The following is a 14,736-nucleotide window of genomic DNA, read 5'->3' as shown; positions in this document are numbered from 1 at the left end:
ACACTGATGAATAGCTTTGCGCAACCGCTCCAGAGCAATGCCCCACTGATCAATCGCGACCGCCTGTGGCAATCGCTGATGGACCTCGCCCAGCTCGGCGCCACGGTCAAGGGCGGCGTGTGCCGCTTGGCCCTCACCGATCTCGATCGCCAGGCCCGCGACTTGTTCGTGCAGTGGTGCGAGGCCGCTGGGTGCAGCGTGAGTGTCGACGCCATCGGCAATATTTTTGCGCGTCGCCCTGGGCGCAACCCGGCCCTGGCGCCGGTGATGACCGGCAGCCATATCGACACCCAGCCCACCGGCGGCAAGTTCGACGGCTGCTACGGGGTGATGGCCGGGCTGGAAGTGATCCGCACCCTCAATGACCTCAACATCGAAACCCAGGCGCCGATCGAGGTGGTGGTCTGGACCAACGAGGAAGGCTCGCGCTTTCCGCCCTGCATGATGGGCTCCGGGGTGTTTGCCGGGAAATTCGACCTGCAGGACACGCTCGACAAGCTCGACGACCAGGGCCTGTCGGTGGGCGCCGAGCTGCAGCGCATCGGCTATGCCGGTTCCCGTGCGGTGCTCGGCCATCCCGTGGGGGCGTATTTCGAGGCGCATATCGAACAGGGCCCGGTGCTGGAAGACCAGGCCACCACGATTGGCGTGGTGATGGGTTGCCTGGGCCAGAAGTGGTTCGACCTGACCCTCACCGGCGTCGAAGCCCACGCCGGCCCGACGCCGATGCACCTGCGCAAGGACGCCCTGGTCGGCGCCGCCGAGGTAGTCAGCGCGGTCAATCGCATCGCTCACCAGCAACAACCTCACGCCTGTGGCACCGTCGGCTGCCTCAGCCTGCACCCCGGCTCGCGCAATGTGATTCCCGGCCAGGTGCACATGACCCTCGACTTGCGCCACCTGCATGCGGACAAGCTGCAAGCGATGGTCGATGAAGTGCGCAGCGTGATCGAAGCCAGCGCGGCCCGGCATGGGTTGACGTTCGAGCTGACGCCGACCGCCGACTTCCCGCCCCTGGACTTCGCCCCGGCGTGCGTCAACGCCGTGCGCGACGCGGCAGGCGCGCTGGGTTTGAGCCATATGGACATCGTCAGCGGTGCCGGGCATGACGCGATTTTCGTCGCCGAACTCGGCCCGGCCGGGATGATTTTCGTACCGTGCGAAGGCGGCATCAGCCACAACGAAATCGAAAACGCCGCGCCGGATGACCTCGCGGCAGGCTGCGCGGTGCTGTTGCGCGCCATGGTCAATGCGGCGCAGGGGGACCGGGCATGAGTGAGATGGGCCAACTGACGGCGGTGCAACTGCTGCAGCATTTTCGCGACAAGACCTTGTCACCGGTGGACGTCACCGAGGACGCCCTGCTGCGTATCGAACGCTACAACCCGGTGGTGAACGCCTACTGCCACGTCGACCCCGAAGGCGCGCTGCAGGCTGCGCGAGCCTCGGAGCAGCGTTGGTTGAAGGGCCAGCCCTGCGGCGCGCTGGACGGTGTACCGGCGTCGATCAAGGACCTCACGCTGACAATCGGCATGCCCACCCGCAAGGGCTCGCGCACCTCATCCGCCGAAGGGCCGTGGGACGTCGACGCGCCGTTTTCCGCCTTGATGCGCAAGGCCGGCGCCGTGCTGCTGGGCAAGACCACCACCCCGGAGTTCGGCTGGAAAGGCGTGACCGACAACCCGCTGTACGGCATCACGCGCAACCCGTGGGACACACGCACCACGGCGGGCGGTTCGTCCGGCGGCGCCGGTGCAGCGGCGGCGTTGAACCTCGGCGTATTGCACCAGGGCAGCGATGCCGGCGGCTCGATCCGGATTCCGTGCGCGTTTACCGGCACTTTCGGGATCAAGCCGACGTTCGGTTATGTGCCGCAGTGGCCGGCCAGTTCCATGACGATTCTGTCGCACCTGGGGCCGATGACCCGCACCGTGGAAGACAGCGTGTTGATGCTGCAGACCATCGCCCAGCCGGACGCGCGGGACGGCCTGATCGGCGCGCCGCGGACCACGCCCTGGTTGACGGGCGCTGCGGACCTCAAAGGGTTGCGCGTGGCCTATAGCCCGACGTTCGGCTATGTGAAGGTCGATCCGCAGGTTGCCAGGGTCGTGGCCCAGGCAGTAGAGGGATTGGTGCAATTGGGCGCCCATGTCGAGCAGATCGATCCAGGCTTCAGCGACCCACTGGAAGTGTTCAATACCCTGTGGGCCGCCGGTGCCGCACGCCTGACCGGCGCCATGAGTGATGCGCAAAAACAGCTGCTGGACCCCGGTCTGTTGCGCATCGCACAACGCGGTGAACAGCTCACCCTTGGCGACTTCAACGACGCCCTCGAAGCCCGCGCGGCGCTGGTGGCGAAGATGGCCGCGTTCCATGAGCATTACGACATATTAGTGTCGCCGATGCTGCCGATCACCGCGTTCGACGCCGGGCACAACGTGCCGCCGGGTTCCGGGATGCAGGCATGGATGGAGTGGACGCCGTTTACCTACCCGTTCAACCTGACCCAGCAACCGGCGGCATCGGTGCCATGCGGGCTGGCGGCGAATGGTCTGCCGGTAGGGTTGCATGTGGTGGGCGCGCGGTTTGCCGATGAACAGGTGCTGAAGGTCTGCCAGGTGTACGCCAAAGCGTTCCCCACACCGCACTTGCAAGCGCCGCAGACCTGAAGTGGGCTCAACTGGGGGGGCTTTCGGGGGTGGCAGGTCAGCCCCCCCTATCGCCCATGCCGCCGCCTTCGTAGCCTCGCCAAGGCTCGACAACTCCCACACTTGGGCTTCGTCGCGTCTTACATGGCGATTACACAAGGGATTGAAATCAGGCCGACACCGCCAATCCCCTGTGGGAGTTGTCGAGCTTTAGCGAGGCTGCGAAAGCGGTGTCTCAGGCGCAGAAAATGCCAGCAAGACCGTCGCCTTCGCAGCCTCGCCAAGGCTCGACAACTCCCACACTTGAGCTTCATCGCGCCGGCTACTGCGATCACACAAGGGATTGAAATCAGGCCGACACCGCCAACCCCCTGTGGGAGTTGTCGAGCTTTAGCGAGGCTGCGAAAGCGGTGTCTCAGGCGCAGAAAATGCCAGCAATACCGCCGCCTTCGCAGCCTCGCTGGGGCTCGACAACTCCCACACTTGGGCTGCGTCGCGCCGACTACTGCGATCACACAAGGGATTGAAATCAGGCCGACACCGCCAATCCCCTGCGGGAGCTGTAGTGGGCACCCGCCCCCGGTCTTGATCGCATTCCATTACACTGTGCCCATTCATTCCCGGGGGTTTCATGGACATCGAACTGGCACGCACTTTCCTCGAAATCACCCGCTGCGGCAGCCTCGCCGCCGCGGCCGAGAAGCTGCACGTTACCCAGACCGCCATCACCGCGCGGGTCAAGAGCCTGGAAAGGCAGTTGGGCAGCACGCTGTTTATCCGCAACCGCGCCGGTGCGCGCCTGACCGCCGACGGCGAGGCCTTTGTGGTGTACGCCAACCAACTGCTGCAAACCTGGGAAGCCGCGCGGCGTGACCTGCCGTTGCCCGATGGCTATCGCAACGTGCTGCATATCGGCGGTGAAGTGAGCCTGTGCAACCCATTGATGCTCGGTTGGGCCCAGGCCCTGCGCGAACAGATCCCTGGGCACGCGCTGCGCACCGAAGTGCGTGAGGGCGAATACCTGCTGCGCCAACTCGAACTCGGTGTGCTCGATGCCGCGCTGGTGTTCCAACCCCAATATTGGCCTGGGCTGCAGGTCGAGCAGGTGCTGGAAGAAAAACTCATCCTGGTGCAGTTGGTGAGCAAGCCGGACCCGTACGTGTACATCGACTGGGGCCCGGGCTTTCGCCAGCAGCATGACGCCGCCCTGCCCGACCGGGCCCGTGCCGCGCTGAGTTTCAACCTCGGGCCGCTGGCGTTGCAGTACATCCTGGAAAATGGCGGCGCCGGCTACTTCCGCACGCGGGTGGTGCAAAGCTACCTGGACAGCGGCGTGATGCAGCGCGTGCCCAAGGCCCCGGAATTCAACTTCCCGACCTTCGTGGTGTATTCGCGGGCGCGCGACTCGGCAGTGCTGCAACAGGCCCTGGCGTTGCTGCGTGACGTGGTCAAGGCCGAGAGTGACTGGTCGCAACGCTGGGACCCCTTGATTTAACCCGCGCACGGGGCAAAAACTCGCACAATTGCGCGCACCAACTAAGCTCAGTTTCCAATAAAAAAACCCTGAGCTGCCCGCCATGCCCCATCCCACCGAGACCTTCCGCGCACGTTACCGCGCGGCCGTCAGCCCCCTCTACAACCCCTGGCTGCACGCCAGCTTCGTCCTCGGTTATGGGGCGTTGTGCATCACCCTGGCCTGGTCCTCCACGGACAACATCACCGCGCTCCAGTGGCTGACTATTCCCCTGACCCTGGTGTTTTTCAACCTGTGTATCTACCTCGTGCACCGTCACCTCGGCCACCACAAACACGCCCTCGCCCGCTTGCTCTACGCCCGCCACACCGGCGATCACCACAGTTTCTTCACCCCCGGGCACATGACCTACGACAGCCCCAGGGACTGGCGCGTAATCCTGTTCCCGGCCTGGCTGATCGTGCTGCACAGCCTGGCAATCACGCTGCCCGCCTGGTGGCTGCTCAAGCAACTGAGTCCCAACGTCGCCGGGCTGTTTGCCGGCTGCATGATTCTCGGCTACTTGCTGTACGAAGTGTTCCACGCCTGCGAGCACTTGCCTGTCGAGCACCCGCTCGCGCGCCTGCCGTGGATTCGCCAGATGCACCGCCTGCACGCGCTGCATCACCGCCGCGAGCTGATGCAGGGGCGCAACTTCAATATCGTCATGCCGCTGATGGATTACCTGTTCGGCACCCTGTACTGGGAGCCCGGCCCCCACGACAACCAGGAATCGTCATGAGTACCCGTCCCAGAAAACTGCGTCATCTGTTGTTTGTGTTGCTGCTGGTCGTGATCGCGTTTCTGCTGCTGATGCCCACCAAGGTGCAACCGGTGAACTGGACACCGCCCAAGGCGCCCTCCCTGCAGGACGGCGCCTACGCGGAAAACCAACGCCTCAAGGGCGTGCAGAAAATCGGTGCCCAGGGCATCGACGGGCCCGAGGCGTTGCTGATGGATGCCCAGGGATTGCTGATCAGCGGGCTGCACGACGGGCGCATCATCCGTACCTCGCCCGACAGCCGCAGCCTGGAAGTGCTGGCCAATACCGGCGGGCGCCCGCTGGGCATGGCGCTGCACCCGGATGGGCGCTTGATCATTGCCGACGGGATCAAGGGCTTGCTCGCACTCGACGCCCATCGCCAACTGACGTCGCTGAGCACCGCCGCCAATGGCGTGCCCTTTGGCTTTACCGATGACGTCACGGTGGATGCCAGCGGGCGCTATGCCTACTTCAGCGATGCTTCAAGCCGCTGGGGTTATGGCCAGGACGGCGAGGCAGTGATCGAGCACGGCGGCGACGGCCGGCTGCTGCGCTATGACTTCAGCAACGGCAACACCGAGGTATTGCTCGACCAGTTGCAATTCGCCAACGGCGTGGCCCTGGGGCCGGAGGAAAACTATGTACTGGTGAATGAAACCGGTGCCTATCGCATCAGCCGTTATTGGCTCAAGGGCGAGCGCGCGGGGCAGCACGACCTGTTTATCGACAACCTGCCCGGTCTGCCGGACAACCTCAGCTTCAACGGCCAGGACCGCTTCTGGGTGGCACTTTACTCGCCGCGCAACCCACTGCTGGACAGTTTTGCCGGCTACCCACTGCTGCGCAAAGTCATGGTGCGGGCGCTGATGGTGGTGCCCAAGCCGATCGAGCGCAAAGCCTTCGTACTGGGACTGAACACCGACGGTAAGGTCATCGCCAACCTGCAGGATGGTAGCACCGGCAATTACTCGCCGATCACCACCGCCCGGGAGTATGGCGAGTGGCTGTACCTGGGTTCGCTGAAGAGCACGAGCATGGCGCGCCTGCCGTTGAAGCTGGCGTTGGCGCCATGACGCAAAAAGGGCATACAGGCGCCTGGCCTGTATGCCCTGGGTACTACGGGTCAATCATGTCAGCTCTTGGTGCTGCTCAGCAGGGTCTGCTTGCACAGGTGGCCAAAACTGACGAACTGGGTATTCTCGCCACCGACACCGATGCCCGGGTATTCCAGCACTTCCATGCGCCACACGCCGTAGTTGAAGTCGGTACGCCAGGTGTTGTTGTAGCCCTGGGAGTAATCGACAAAGGTGGTCTGGAAATCACCGCCGCTGCACGCGCCCACATTGATCGTGCCAGAGGCTTGCCCCGAGCTGTCGGTCGCTGCCGAATACGCCTTGTAGACGATGTCGCCGTTGGCCGGGTCGATCCGCTGGTCGAGATAGACGATCGGGTGCAGGCCCACCAGCGGTGCACCGGTGCTGTCCGACAGGCCCATGGTCCAGGTCAGGTCCCGATAGGCTTGGGTGGTCATGTAGCCATAGCCCACGTTGGAAGCTGAATACGGGATGCGCAACACGTTCGCCTCGCCCTTCACATCCGGGCTGTTGACCCGCGGGTTGGAACCAAACGACAGGTTGTACTTGCCCGTCGCGCTCCACGGCTCATTGGGGTGCTGGTTCGGCCGCACACGCACCTTGACTACGCCACCGACGCCCGGGCTGGGGATCGAGGTCGACACGACGTTGGCACCCACGGTGACCCACTGGCCGCCATCGAAACGCTCGAGGATCCACTTGTTACGCGTGCTGCCACTGGCCGCATCGGCCGTCAGCGCAATACCGACACTCTGCCCACGGACGGCGGTGAAATCGAAGTAATCGACGTCATCCAGGCTGTCGGCATTGCCGTTGATGTAGTTGAGAGTGTCCGGCAGTTGGAAGGCCGTGTCCGGGGTGTCATTGGGCTCATAGGCGTCGAGGTTGGTATCGACCGCAACCCCGAACTGAAAGCTCGACCCCTGGACCGCCGCGTTGGCCTCCATGAACCAGTAGTAGTCACCGGCCGGCACCACGCCGCCAAGGCTTTCATCGCCGGTGCCGGGGTTATTGGAAGTGCCCAGGGGCAGCGGATTGCCCTGGCCATCGTCCTGGAACAGCGACAACGACATATCGGTGCCTGCGGTCTGGTTGACCAGCAGAACGTTGATCCGCGCTTTCTGCGGCAGGTTGAAGTGGTAGCACAGCAGGTCGCCGGTTTGTACGCCATTGATCGTATAGAGAGAGTTGATATCCAGCGTCTGTTCACAACCCTGGACCAGCGCGGCCTGTACGGCGGGCGCCGACTGGGCCGTGGCTTTTTGTACCTTGGTCACCCTGGCCGGCGCGGTGTTGTCTTCGACCACCGAGTCGGCTTTCGCCTTGGCGGCAAACAATGGTTTCTTCTGCTGGGCCCCCGCCAGCAGTTGCTGCTTGAGGGCAGCCGTCGCCTTGTTGGCGTTGATCTTCACAGCGCTTTTCAAGCCGTGCTTGACCGTGGGAGAAGCCGCTTGCGCAGCCAGGTGAGGGTATTGTTCAGCGAGGGCAAAGGCCGAGACAAAGCAGGTGGCCGCCATGGCCGCGCCCAGCATGAGAGCTTTTTTCGATTTCATTTTTTATCCATCCATAGTTAAAAAGTGAAGCTCAGGTGACATCCGGTCACCTGGAATGGAATGTAGGATATGACTGGATGGATGTACAGTATTTTTTCGAAAAAAAACGACCCCGTCCCGGACACCAGCCCAGGGCGATCGAATTGCATTTAGGAAGCTGCCTACCTGAAGAAGAAACAGCCCCTACAGAAATACCCTAATAACCGGTCATTTCCAGGTAACCCACCCCACCGTCGAACCGCACGGGTCCTTCCCAGTACGGAATGCTCAGGTTCATCCAGGCGTTGGGGTTGACGGCTTCAGGGGTGATGTCGAGGTGTTTGCCGGGAATTTTCAGGGACCAGCGCGTAGGCAGTTTGCGCCCGTCGAGCGTCGTGGTGTCCAACGGGGTCAGTTGGATATCGACGTTGTGCAGGGTTTGCGTGTGGCCTTCGTGGTCGATCCAGGTGCCGGTCAGGTAGGACCCGCCATCGGTTTGCCGCACGCGAAACAGCATCAACTGCTCGCCACGGTCCAGGTGCAGGGAGAACCAGTCCCAGCCGGTCTGGCTCGCGCTCAGGGGTTGACTGCTCCATTCGCGATCCAGCCACGCAGGGCCCGTGACTTGGTACACCTGGCCGTCGATGCTCACGCTGCCGCTGGCACTGAAAAACGGCTGGCTGTAGTAGTACGAGGCCTGGCCCTGGTCGGATTTGCGGCTGTAGCCGTTATTACCCTGCAGCACCAGCGGGCGGCTGGAAGTCAGGTGCAGGTCATAGGCAAAGTGCGCGCCGCTGGCCTTGAGTTGCATATCGGCCAAGGGGCTCAAGGCACCGGGGCGGCTGGCGAAGTTCCAGTCGTCGATCCAGGCGTTGAACGGCACGGCCTGGGCGCCAGCCTGGCCGACGCCGCCGCGGGCATAGCGTTCGGCGGCGTAATGGCGGGTGGCTGAGGTGACGGCGGCGTGGCCGAGCCAGACTGTCGCGTCCTGCCAGCCGGTTTGCGTCGGCCCGGCCTTGAGGGCGTTGCGAAACAGCGTCCATTGCACGCCAAACACGTTGCCCTGCGCATCCTTGAGGTTGGCGGTGACGTACCACCATTCAATGCGAAAGCCAGCATGCGGCCCATGGTCCTCGGGAAAACTGAAGACCTTGCCCGGCACTACCTGGCTGAAGTCCGCCGCATCGCTGCCCAGGCCGGCGAAACTTTCCGGTGGTGCGGGCGCCTGGTCGCACGCGCTCACCAGTAACAGCGCCAGCCACAGCAAGGATTTAATCTTCATGCGCAAACGTCCTCAACAGGTCCGCCGGACGGCTGCGGTACAACTGCCACAACGGCCAGGCCGAGGCCAGCAACGTGGCGAGCAATGCCAGCCCGAGCAATTGCGCCAGTTGCCAAGGAAACACCTGCAGGGGCAGGCGCCAGCCAAACGCTTGCACGTTGATCACCGCATCCAGGCACCACGCCAGCAGCAAGCCCAGGGGCAATGCCAGGATCAGCGTGAGCACCGCCAACAGCCAGGTCTGGCCCAGGTTCAGCAGCATCAATTGGCGGCGCGTCACGCCCAGCGCCCATAGCGGTGCGAGTTGGCCCAGGCGGCTTTGACTCTGGGTCAGCAGGCTGATGAACAGTGCCACCCCGGCCACGCCGAGGGTGAGGCTGTTAAGCGCCGCGGTGGCGGCAAAGGTGCGCTCGAACACCTGGCTCGACCAGCCCTTGAGCTGCTGTTGATCGACGATGCGGCTGTCTTCCAGGGCAAAGGCCCGTTGCACCGCCTGGACCAGCGGCGGCACATCCGCCGGCAACACCCGCAGGTTGAACCGCGCCGGTGATAGGGTCGGCCAGTGGGCCAGCAGGTGTGCGGCATTGACCAGCATGTGACCCTTGGGATTGCCATAATCGGCGTAGATCCCCACCAGCGTCGGTGACCACACGCCCTGCGGCGTGGGAATGCTCAGCGTGTCGCCCAGCTTGATCGCCAGCCGCCGCGCCAATTGCTCGCTGAGCATCAACGTGTCGTGGTGCTGCAACTGATCCCACGGCTCACTCACCGCCTCCAGCAATGGCCAGTGCTGGCGATAGGTCGGGTCATCGACCACGCCAAACAGATCCGCCGGCCAGCCCTGCAATTGCACCGCGACCTGCCAGGTCGGCAGCACGGTCTGCACCAGCGGTTGTTGCTTGAGCCAAGTGTTGAGTTGTTCGGCCTGGGCCGGGGTCTGGGGATTGAGGTACAGCTCGGCGGTGAGGCGCTGCTCCAGCCAGTTATTGAAGGTGTGACGAAAACCCGAGGTCATCGAGCCCGCGCCGATATTCGCTGCCAGCGCCAACAGCAGGGCCATCAGCGCCAGGCTCAAGGCCGGCAATTGCTGGCGACAGTCGGCGAGAAACCATTGGCCGAGCACCGAGCGGCTGCGTCCGAGTACCGCTTTGAGCAAGGTATTGAGCAGTACCGGCAACCCCAGGGCGGCGCCGAGCAGCAGCGCGGCCATCAGCACAAAGCCGGCCGCCAGGCTATCGCCCAGCCACAGCGCCAGCACCGCGATCAGCAAGGCCGTGCCCGCGACCCAACCCTGGCGTCGCAACCAGCGCCCGTGGGCCTCGTGCCAGGCCTGGGCATTGGCCAGCGCCAGCAACGGCAGGCGCGCCGCCCGCCACAGGCTGCTGGCACCCGCGAGCAAGGCACCGAGCAGGCTCAAGCCGAGTCCCGCCAGCCACCACCCTGGGCTCAAGCTCAATTGCCCTGGCACCTCGGCGCCATACAGGCCGCGCAGGCTGGCCGCCACGTCCGGCAGCAGCAAGCTCGCGAGCAGGTAGCCACTGGCGACGCCGAGCACACCGCCAAGCAACGACAAGGCGCCCAGCTCGACCCCCAGGCCGAGGATCAACATGCGTGCGCTCACCCCACAGGCACGCAGGGTGCGCAGCAGCCCGCGCCGTTGCTCAAGGGCCAGGCCGATGGCCGCGTGCACGATAAACAGCCCGACCACGAAGGACAGGAAGCCCAGCGCGTCGAGGTTCAGGTGAAAGCTCTCGGTGAGGCGCGCGAGGTTGTTGTCCTCGCCCTGCTTGAGTTGCAGTTCGACAGGTGGCGTGGGATGGCCGGCGGCAAACGCCTTGTCTACCAGCAGTCGTGACAGTCGGTCGGGCATCGCCAGGAGCGGCTGGGCGAAGCCGATATCGGTAAGCAACAGCCCCGGCGCCATGTCCGGCTGGACTTGCAACGGTGGCAGGCGCTGCCCGTTCAGCGTGAGCGGCTGCTCACCGGCGCGCAGCCCCAGGGCCTGCAAGGTCTGCGGCGCGATCCAGGTACGCCCGGGCGGATCGAAGAACGCCAGCATTTGCGCCTGGTTCAGACGCTGCCCCGCCACTGCGCCACTGCCGGGCAGCGACACCGGGTCGATGCCCATCAGTTGCAGGCGCATGTCCTCGTGGCCCTGGAGCTGCACCCGCCCCTGTACCACCGGCGACACCGGCCACCCGGCGCGGCGCAATTGGGCAAACAGCAACTGCGGGAAACTCGCGCCGTCCGGCGTACTGAGGCTGGCCTGGGGCTCGCCGCCGATCAACTGGCTGGCGCGCGCATAACTGTCGCGCGCCTGGCTGTTGAGGGCCTGCACGCCGGTCAACAGGGCGGTGGCCAGCCACAAGCCGGTGAGCACGCTGAAGAACTGCACCGGATGGCGCCGCCAATGGCTGAGCAAGGCGCGCACCGTCCAATAAAACACACTCACGTCGGCACCACCTGTCCGCGATGCAACACCACCTGGCGGTCCAGTCGCGCAGCGATCCGCGGGCTGTGGGTGACCATCAACAGGCTGGTGGGGCTGTCACGCAGCAGGTCCAGCAACAGTTGCAGGACTTCGTCGCTGGTGGCTTCGTCGAGGTTGCCGGTGGGCTCGTCGGCCAACAGCAACCCCGGGCGCGAAGCCAGTGCGCGCCCCACCGCCACCCGTTGCTGTTGGCCACCCGAGAGTTGTTCCGGATAACGCTTGAGCAAGTCACCCAGGCCCAGGCGCTCCACCAGTTGCGCCTGCCACCGGGCATCGAAGCGCCCCGCCAGGCGCGCCTGGAATGCCAGGTTGTCGTCGACGCGCAAACTGCCGATCAGGTTGAACTGCTGGAACACCAGGCCGATTTCAGTGCGTCGCCAATGCGCCAGTTGCGCTTCGCCGAGTTGGTCGAGACGCTGCTCGCCCACCTGGATGCTGCCGCCGTCCACCCGATCGAGCCCGGCCACCAGGTGCAGAAGCGTGCTCTTGCCGCTGCCGGATTCGCCCATCAGCGCCAGGCTGCTGCGCGCGGCCAGGTGCAGGTCGACACCGGCCAACACCGCCAACGGGCCTTGGGGCGTGGCATAGCTTTTGAAAATACCTTGCACCTGCAGCATGGGAACACTCGTGTGAGGGGTGGCCATCGAGAATAACGGCTGGTGATGGCGGCCACGCAAATTTTTCACATGGATTTCACCGGTTGCCCACCCACCGCACTTTAAATTACCGGCCAAGCGTCAGGTATCGGCAACTTGTTAGTTGCCACGCCTGACAACTTTTACCCGCCACGTGTTCAGCGAAAAGACAGCCGTCCTGTGCCAGCCTCAAGTCATACTGCGGGCATTCGCCAACACGTTGCGTCAGCTAACTAATACAACACTGCCAACAGTGCCCAAGGTGAATGAAGTGGTTGACCTGACCCTGACCAAACCACGCTCGCGCAGGGCCGTCATCAAGCGGCTGCAACCGCTGTGGCTGGGGATTGTAGTGATCAGCCTGTTGCTCACCGCCAGCCTGCTGTGGCCGGCGTCACCGCGTGACCTGGGGGTGGGCAACCGCCTGCTGACCTCCCAGGTACTGCCGCTGTGGCGCGACGGTGACCTGATCGTGCTGGTGCGTCATGAAGAGCGCTGCGACCGCTCGTCGAATGCTTGCCTGGGGCCGGTGGAAGGCCTGACGATCAAAGGCAGCCAACAAGCCGAAAACCTCGGCAAGGCCTTCAAGGCACTGGGCATGGACGGCAGCGATGTGCTTGCCAGCCCGGCCATTCGGACCGCCCAGACCCTGCGGTTCATGTTCGGTAAAAACGAGCTGACCTCCGGCCAGCAAGCCGTCTGCGGTGCGGCCATGGGCGAAGAGTTGCTCAGCCACAAGACCCCGGGGCGCAACCTGGTGTTCGTCACCCACAGCGGCTGCATCGCCGACTTCGAAAGCACCCTGGGTTTCCCCCACGCCACCTTCCCCGAGTACGGCAGCGCGCTGTTCGTGCAGGTCTTGCCCAACGGCAAATTCAAGACCCTGGGCCTGGTCAATAATCAGGACTGGCCAGCCGCGTTAAAACAACTGTAAGTACTTTCCTGCCCGCCGCCACCCTCTATGTTCAGCAAAAAGACAGCCATGTTCTGGCATGTTTAGTTGCGCCTTTTAATTAAGGACGTCATGAATATCTTCTGTCACTCAGTGAACGTTTTGATGTTTTCCGCTATTACTTTCTTACTGCAAATGTTTGCCAGTACACGTCAAGGAGCGACGTTGTGACGATCCGATTCAAACCCCTGCCGTTGTTGTTATTGGCCTTCGCCGCCTTTTACCTGTTGCCGCTGGGCCTGCACGGCCTGTGGACCCCGGACGAAACCCGCTACGCCCAGGTCAGCCAGGAAATGCTGCTGAGCGGCAACTGGGTCGCGCCGCATTACATGGGCATTCGCTATTTCGAAAAACCCGCCGGCGGCTATTGGCTGATCGCCCTGGGCCAGGCCGTGTTCGGCCAGAACCTGTTCGGTGTGCGCATCGCCTCGGCCCTGACCACCGGCTTGAGTGTGCTGCTGGCTTATGTGATCGCCCGCCGCCTGTGGAACACCCCGCGCAAGTCTTTCACCTGCGCCCTGCTGTACCTGAGCTTTGGCCTGGTGGCCGGGCAAGCCGGGTATTCCAACCTCGATCCGCAATTTACCCTGTGGGTCAACCTCAGCCTGGTTGCCCTGTGGTTTGCCCTCGACAGCACCAGCACCCGTGGACGCCTGCTAGCCTGGGCCGTGGTGGGCCTGGCCTGCGCGATGGGCTTCATGACCAAGGGGTTCCTCGCTTGGGCGTTGCCGGTGCTGATTGCCGTGCCCTACATGCTCTGGCAACGGCGCCTGGGCGAATTGCTGCGCTATGGCCCGTTGGCCGTGGGCGTGGCGGTCCTGGTGTGCTTGCCTTGGGTGGTGGCGATCCATCTGCAGGAACCGGACTTCTGGCGCTTCTTTTTCTGGAATGAACACATTCGCCGCTTCAGCGCCGACGATGCGCAGCACGTACGCCCGTGGTGGTTTTTCCTGCCGATCATCGCCGTGTCCTGCCTGCCCTGGGCCGGCCTGCTGCCCTCGACCCTGCGCACCACCTGGCGCGAAAAGCGCCAGCCGGCGATCGCCTTCCTGGCCCTGTGGCTGCTGTTGCCGCTGGGGTTCTTCAGCCTGAGCAACGGCAAGCTGCCGACCTATATCATGCCGTGCCTGCTGCCCCTGGCGCTGTTGATGGGGCACACGCTGGTCGACCTGCTCGACAACGGCCGCGCACGCACGATCAGCCTCAATGGCCTGCTCAACTTCGCAATCGGCATGGCCGCGATGATCGGCCTGATCTACCTGCAAATCGCCCGGCCGCTGTATGGCCACAGCCATGCCGAAATGTTCGGCCTGTCCCTGGCCTTTATCGTGCTGCTGGTGTGGATCCTCAGCAACCTGCTGCAAGCCTTCCGTCCGTTGACGCTGTGGGCGATGCCGACCCTGGGCATTGGCTTGCTGGTGATCCTGTTGCCGGCGAGCATGCCGGCACAGATCGCCGATAACGAAATGCCCGACCAGTTCGTGCTGGAGCATATGAACGAACTGCAGCAAACCCAGGCGTTGCTGGCCAACTCCCTGGAAAACGCCAGCGCCCTGGCCTGGCGTCTCAAGCGCACGCAAGTGTCGCTGTACGACACCGAAGGTGAACTGCGCTACGGCTTGCAGTACGCGGGCTCGATGCACCGCAAGGTGGAACTGGAACAGGTCCAGGCCTGGATCAGCGAGGCCCGCCAGCACGGTTCGGTCGCCGTGCTGATGCGCGTCAACAGCACCAGTGAAATGCGCGAGGCCGGGCAACTGCCGCCAGGCGGCAAGCGTTATCACAAAGGCTATCTGGAATTGATTGTGTATCCGCCGTTGCAGTGA

At 63.8% G+C, this 14,736-nt stretch carries 11 protein-coding genes; 7 read left to right on the top strand and 4 right to left on the bottom strand.

All coding sequences use genetic code 11. The annotated features are described in order from the left end of the window. The first annotated feature begins 6 nt into the window (after positions 1–6). The 5 genes from AC07OJ_RS26985 (at position 7) to AC07OJ_RS26965 (ending at position 5,997) form a co-directional block, all read left to right on the top strand. Positions 7–1,275, top strand: coding sequence for a Zn-dependent hydrolase (locus AC07OJ_RS26985; protein ID WP_262134150.1), 1,269 nt, complete (start codon positions 7–9; stop codon positions 1,273–1,275). Next, positions 1,272–2,669 (top strand): amidase, encoded by a 1,398-nt coding sequence (locus AC07OJ_RS26980; RefSeq protein ID WP_495095545.1) that lies wholly within the window; start codon positions 1,272–1,274, stop codon positions 2,667–2,669. The genes AC07OJ_RS26985 and AC07OJ_RS26980 overlap by 4 nt, the downstream gene beginning before the upstream one ends. A gap of 610 nt (positions 2,670–3,279) precedes the next feature. After that, complete coding sequence (locus AC07OJ_RS26975) at positions 3,280–4,143, top strand: LysR family transcriptional regulator (protein ID WP_495095544.1); 864 nt, start codon at positions 3,280–3,282, stop codon at positions 4,141–4,143. Positions 4,144–4,225: 82 nt separating this feature from the next. Further along, the gene (locus AC07OJ_RS26970; protein ID WP_495095543.1) at positions 4,226–4,903 is read left to right on the top strand and encodes a sterol desaturase family protein; all 678 of its coding nucleotides are present in this window, start codon (positions 4,226–4,228) and stop codon (positions 4,901–4,903) included. Next, a complete protein-coding gene (locus AC07OJ_RS26965; protein WP_495095542.1) occupies positions 4,900–5,997 on the top strand; it encodes an SMP-30/gluconolactonase/LRE family protein in 1,098 nt (365 codons plus the stop codon). The genes AC07OJ_RS26970 and AC07OJ_RS26965 overlap by 4 nt, the downstream gene beginning before the upstream one ends. A 59-nt stretch (positions 5,998–6,056) precedes the next feature. On the opposite strand, the gene AC07OJ_RS26960 is transcribed toward AC07OJ_RS26965, so the two are convergent. The 4 genes from AC07OJ_RS26960 to AC07OJ_RS26945 form a co-directional block, all read right to left on the bottom strand. Further along, positions 6,057–7,571, bottom strand: a complete 1,515-nt coding sequence (locus AC07OJ_RS26960; protein WP_106803305.1) for a hypothetical protein — start codon at positions 7,569–7,571, stop codon at positions 6,057–6,059. A gap of 196 nt (positions 7,572–7,767) precedes the next feature. Next, a complete protein-coding gene (locus AC07OJ_RS26955) occupies positions 7,768–8,832 on the bottom strand; it encodes a lipocalin-like domain-containing protein (RefSeq protein ID WP_495095541.1) in 1,065 nt (354 codons plus the stop codon). Continuing rightward, on the bottom strand, positions 8,822–11,284 hold the full coding sequence (locus AC07OJ_RS26950) for an ABC transporter permease (protein ID WP_495095540.1): 2,463 nt from the start codon (positions 11,282–11,284) through the stop codon (positions 8,822–8,824). Before AC07OJ_RS26950 ends, AC07OJ_RS26955 begins: the two co-directional genes overlap by 11 nt. Further along, a complete protein-coding gene (locus AC07OJ_RS26945; protein WP_495095539.1) occupies positions 11,281–11,940 on the bottom strand; it encodes an ABC transporter ATP-binding protein in 660 nt (219 codons plus the stop codon). The genes AC07OJ_RS26950 and AC07OJ_RS26945 overlap by 4 nt, the downstream gene beginning before the upstream one ends. Positions 11,941–12,211: 271 nt before the next feature. Between AC07OJ_RS26945 and pmrG the strand changes: the two genes are divergently transcribed. Together pmrG and arnT are read left to right on the top strand one after the other, a co-directional pair. Next, on the top strand, positions 12,212–12,892 hold the full coding sequence (gene pmrG, locus AC07OJ_RS26940) for a lipopolysaccharide core heptose(II)-phosphate phosphatase PmrG (RefSeq protein WP_262134143.1): 681 nt from the start codon (positions 12,212–12,214) through the stop codon (positions 12,890–12,892). Positions 12,893–13,077: 185 nt separating this feature from the next. Further along, the gene (gene arnT, locus AC07OJ_RS26935) at positions 13,078–14,736 is read left to right on the top strand and encodes a lipid IV(A) 4-amino-4-deoxy-L-arabinosyltransferase (RefSeq protein ID WP_495095538.1); all 1,659 of its coding nucleotides are present in this window, start codon (positions 13,078–13,080) and stop codon (positions 14,734–14,736) included.

It is taken from the genome of Pseudomonas sp. GW821-FHT09C08, assembly GCF_059418125.1.
The sequence above is the reverse complement of the archived record's forward strand: the minus strand, read 5'-3'. Positions and strand labels throughout refer to the sequence as shown.

Bases quoted from the DNA above. Each gene is read 5' to 3' on its own strand.
- AC07OJ_RS26975 (WP_495095544.1), top strand. From the start codon at position 3,280: ATGGACATCGAACTGGCACGCACTTTCCTCGAAATCACCCGCTGCGGC.
- AC07OJ_RS26985 (WP_262134150.1), top strand. From the start codon at position 7: ATGAATAGCTTTGCGCAACCGCTCCAGAGCAATGCCCCACTGATCAAT.
- AC07OJ_RS26945 (WP_495095539.1), bottom strand. From the start codon at position 11,940: ATGCTGCAGGTGCAAGGTATTTTCAAAAGCTATGCCACGCCCCAAGGC.
- AC07OJ_RS26960 (WP_106803305.1), bottom strand. From the start codon at position 7,571: ATGAAATCGAAAAAAGCTCTCATGCTGGGCGCGGCCATGGCGGCCACC.
- AC07OJ_RS26965 (WP_495095542.1), top strand. From the start codon at position 4,900: ATGAGTACCCGTCCCAGAAAACTGCGTCATCTGTTGTTTGTGTTGCTG.
- AC07OJ_RS26955 (WP_495095541.1), bottom strand. From the start codon at position 8,832: ATGAAGATTAAATCCTTGCTGTGGCTGGCGCTGTTACTGGTGAGCGCG.
- AC07OJ_RS26980 (WP_495095545.1), top strand. From the start codon at position 1,272: ATGAGTGAGATGGGCCAACTGACGGCGGTGCAACTGCTGCAGCATTTT.
- AC07OJ_RS26970 (WP_495095543.1), top strand. From the start codon at position 4,226: ATGCCCCATCCCACCGAGACCTTCCGCGCACGTTACCGCGCGGCCGTC.